Annotated in this window: 2 protein-coding genes; one reads left to right on the top strand and one right to left on the bottom strand. The window is 62.2% G+C overall.

Annotated elements, in window-relative coordinates; all coding sequences use genetic code 11:
• Positions 1-53 precede the first annotated feature (53 nt).
• Positions 54-3,068 (bottom strand): Tn3 family transposase, encoded by a 3,015-nt coding sequence (locus FHS92_RS17975; RefSeq protein WP_037555775.1) that lies wholly within the window; start codon positions 3,066-3,068, stop codon positions 54-56.
• Positions 3,069-3,199: 131 nt separating this feature from the next.
• Between FHS92_RS17975 and FHS92_RS17970 the strand changes: the two genes are divergently transcribed.
• On the top strand, positions 3,200-3,760 hold the full coding sequence (locus FHS92_RS17970; protein ID WP_011950653.1) for a recombinase family protein: 561 nt from the start codon (positions 3,200-3,202) through the stop codon (positions 3,758-3,760).
• Positions 3,761-3,792 lie beyond the last annotated feature (32 nt).

Raw genomic sequence — 3,792 nt, 5'->3', positions numbered from 1 at the left:
GGGTCGTGCGGCTGAGCGGAACAGGAAAGTGTCGTAAGGGGCATTATTTCCTTTCAAAAGTCCCATTCGGAATTAGGTTGGCGTAGCGGTCTGAGGCCGCCGTTTGCGACGGCGTCAGGCACGGAGAAGTCGTAGCGGCCGAGGAAATTGATGTGACGCCAAGATATCGGCGAGAGCCGAGCGATATCGGCGGGCAGCGGCGGCGTCCCGGCCTCGCTGAGTTGGCGCACGGTTTCCTGCATGTAGACAGCGTTCCAGTGGACGATGGAGTTGAGGGCCAGACCGAGGACCCCAAGCTGCTCCTCTTGGCCCTGACGCAGAGGGCTTCTGATTTCGCCCCGATCGCCGTGATGGACGCGCCGACCGAGCTTGTGGCGCAATTCCTGCCGGTTGAGCTGAAACAATATTCGTCGCCGGAACGGCCGGTCATCGATGTATCGCAGGATATGCAGCGTCTTGATGATGCGGCCGAGTTCAGACAGGGCCTTGGCCAGCGTTGTTGGGCGGTCTTTGACCTGCAGCATTCGCATGACGCCTGCGGCCTTGAGGTGGCCGAGCTTGAGCGATCCGGCCAAGCGGATAAGGTCGGACCAGTTTTCCCGGATCAGATTGATTTTAACCCTGCCCCAGGCGGTCTGATCGAACGGCCCATAGCTCGCCTGGCGGTCGATACGCCAGAGTTTGGCGTCGCCGATGTCCGCCAGACGGGGGCTGAACCGGTAGCCCAAGAGCCAGAACAGACCGAAAATGGCGTCGGAATAGGCGGCGGTGTCGGTCATGATCTCCAGAGGATCGAGCTCGGTTTCCTGCTCCAGCAGGAGAGCCAGGACGACCAGGCTGTCGCGCAACGTGCCGGGGATGACCGCTCCGGTCAGACCGCTGAACTGATTGGAAATCATGTTGTACCAAGTGACGCCGCGCTCCTGGCCGTAATATTTGGGGTTGGGCCCGGCGTGTATGGCGCTCGACGGAGCGACAAAACGCATGCCGTCGGCGCTGGCCACCTCGCCTGCGCCCCAATGTTGGACGATATCCAGACGACTGTGAGCGGAAACGATCGCGGCGTTGGCCGCGGCGATGGTCTCGGGCCGAATGAAATTCTGACCGACCCAAGAAAGACGGTCGCGACGCAGAGCCGCAAATTCCGGGCGCACGATCGGCTCAAGACCGATGTTGCAGGCGCCGCCGACCAGGGTCGCGCACAGGCTTATCTCGAAGTGCTCGACGGTGGCCTGACGCTCGCTCAGATGCGTAAAGGACTTGGCAAATCCGGTTCGCGCCATGACTTCAAGAAAGATGTCGGGCATTCCGGCCTTCGGCATGCGCGTTTGGACGGCGGCGCGAAGTGCTCGAAGGCTCTCGGGTTCATCAAGCTTGTCGAGGGGCGTGACCACAATCCCCATCTTGTCGGCGACCGTCTCAAAACGCAGGTCCGGATTGTCGCCGGCGCGCGCAACGACATGTCGATATGCCTCGTCGAGAAGGCGGGAGAGACCGTCAATCTCAATGTCGGCTTCCAGAGATCGGCCCAGGGCGCGTGCTACCATCAACCTGGAATTGTGCCAGGACTCGCCCTCGAGCATCCCGCGCCGGGGATCCCCGTATCGGATGCCGGGCTTGGCGAACACATCGCGACGCTTGATCGCCAGACGCCACGCATCGATGATCGCGAAGACATAGGCCTTCGGGTCGCGCATCCTGCCATCGTCATCCAGGACATGTTGCCTCCACGCCTTCGAGACCGCAGCGATCGGTGCGCCGCGCATCTTGACGAGAGAGGACCAGTCGTCCACGCCCTTGAGGTAGCTGATCGCGGCCTTGACGTTTTTGCCACCTGGGGCAGCGTCGGTCTCGATGCGGGTAGCGATTTCAAAGAACAATCGCCGGGCGCTCCGCCATTTTGTTCGCAGTTGATCATAGGGCTTGGTCTCCGCGGGCTTGGCGATCGCCTCCACCTTGGACATGGCGGCCTCGATGTCGGGACGGGGCAACCGCTCGAAGAGCACATCTCGCCATTCATTGAGGGGCAGGGCGTCGTCGGTCAAAACCAACAGACCCATTGCGTGGAGCAGCATCGCGGCGCCATCGAGATCGCGCAGACTGCGCAGGCGGGCCTGTTTGTCGGCGGCTTCAGCCCCTTTCACCAAGTCGGCGAGCAGAGCCTCGGCCAGCTCGGCGGCGTCGTCCTGGGCCGCCGCTTCGAGCGTATGGAAGAGCGCGGCTACGGTCGCGGTTCGACGAGGCTCCTGAAGGGCGGCGATGGCCGAGGGCTTGCCGACGCGCGCTACCCGCGCGAGCCGCTCAAGGGTTGTGGCGGGAACGCCCCGCGGTGGCGCCGGCCGCAGATTGAACGCCCGGACCGCATCGAGCCGATCAAGGTGTCGGAAGAGTTCGGTCGGCATGCGCTTGGAGGGAACGGTCCGGAGCGCGTCCAGGGCGGCGAACGTGGATGTGTCGCCATCGTCAAACAGCGCGGCGATGCGCACGCGCTGGTCATCGCTCAAGCTGGCGACCAGATGGCGCCAAAGCCTGGTCCGCGCACGATCGCGGATCCTGCCAACCAGGCGCTCGACGACCGTGACGCCCGGCAGCAGCACCTTGTTGGCGATCAGCCAGGCCGCAGCTCGATCAATCAGGGGGCCGGGCCGATCGTCGCCGCTCCAGCAAAGGGCGTAGAGCCATCGGGTCAGCCGGAAACGTGCCACCGCGTTGTCGCCAAAGTCCGTGAAGCCGCAGTGCGTCCGGATGAGCGCGAGGTGCCGGATGCGTCGGCTTCCCGCAAAATAGGCGTCCACGTCCGTGCCGGGTTCAAGAGCGAGTTGTTCGATCACGGCCGCCAGGACCGACGCTGGGATCTCGGCGGGCGAGACTGGAAATGCGCCCAGAAACCGGGCGCTCGTCAGCATCACGGCAAAGCCGAGCCGATTGTGGTCGCCGCGCAGAGTTCCAATGAGGTCGCGATCAGTTTGGTCCAGATGGAAATATCGCGCGAGTTGATCGGCCGACGGTTCGCCATCAAAGCGGGCAAAGCCCTGACGCTGGGCGTCAGTGAGGTGACGGGTGGGCATACCGTGCGAAACTTTCAACTTTTGCGAAGGGGACGGCCCATGCCGATAAACAAGGCGAATTTCTTCGCAAAACATATGTGCGAAACAAAATTGTTTTGCAGTAACTTTCGCACAATATCTGGAGCAGTCGCATGAAGCTCGGCTACGCGCGCGTTTCCACCGAGGATCAGAACTTGGAAATCCAGCGCGGTCGGCTCTCGGAGGCGGGCTGTGAAATGATGTTCGAAGAGAAAATATCGGGGGCCGCTCGTGGCCGGCCCGAGCTTGAAAAGCTGATGGGTCACCTGCGCAAAGACGATGTTCTCGTCGTCGCCCGCCTCGATCGTTTGGCGCGATCCACCATCGAACTCCTGCACATCGCGGAACGCATCAAGGAAAAGCAGGCAGGATTACAATCGCTTGATGAACCTTGGGCCGATACCACGTCCCCGTCTGGCGTGATGATCATGACCGTATTCGCTGGGATCGCCCAGTTCGAGCGGACTCTCATATTGAGCCGAACCGAGGAGGGGCGAAAGGCGGCGATGGCGCGCGGTGTGAGCTTCGGACGCCCAAAGAAAATGCGCCCAGATCAGGCGGAGCTCGCTCGCCAACTCGTTCTCGAGGGTAAGTCCATTAGCGCCGTCGCAAGGACCTTCAACGTTCACCCGGCCACCATCTATCGCTGTATCGAGCCAAACAGTGCCTTATGACACTTTCCTGTTCCGCTCAGCCGCACGACCCT

Source organism: Sphingobium subterraneum, from assembly GCF_014199435.1.
GTDB classification, from domain to species: Bacteria; Pseudomonadota; Alphaproteobacteria; order Sphingomonadales; family Sphingomonadaceae; genus Sphingobium; species Sphingobium subterraneum.
This window is presented reverse-complemented; position numbering and strand designations above follow the sequence as displayed.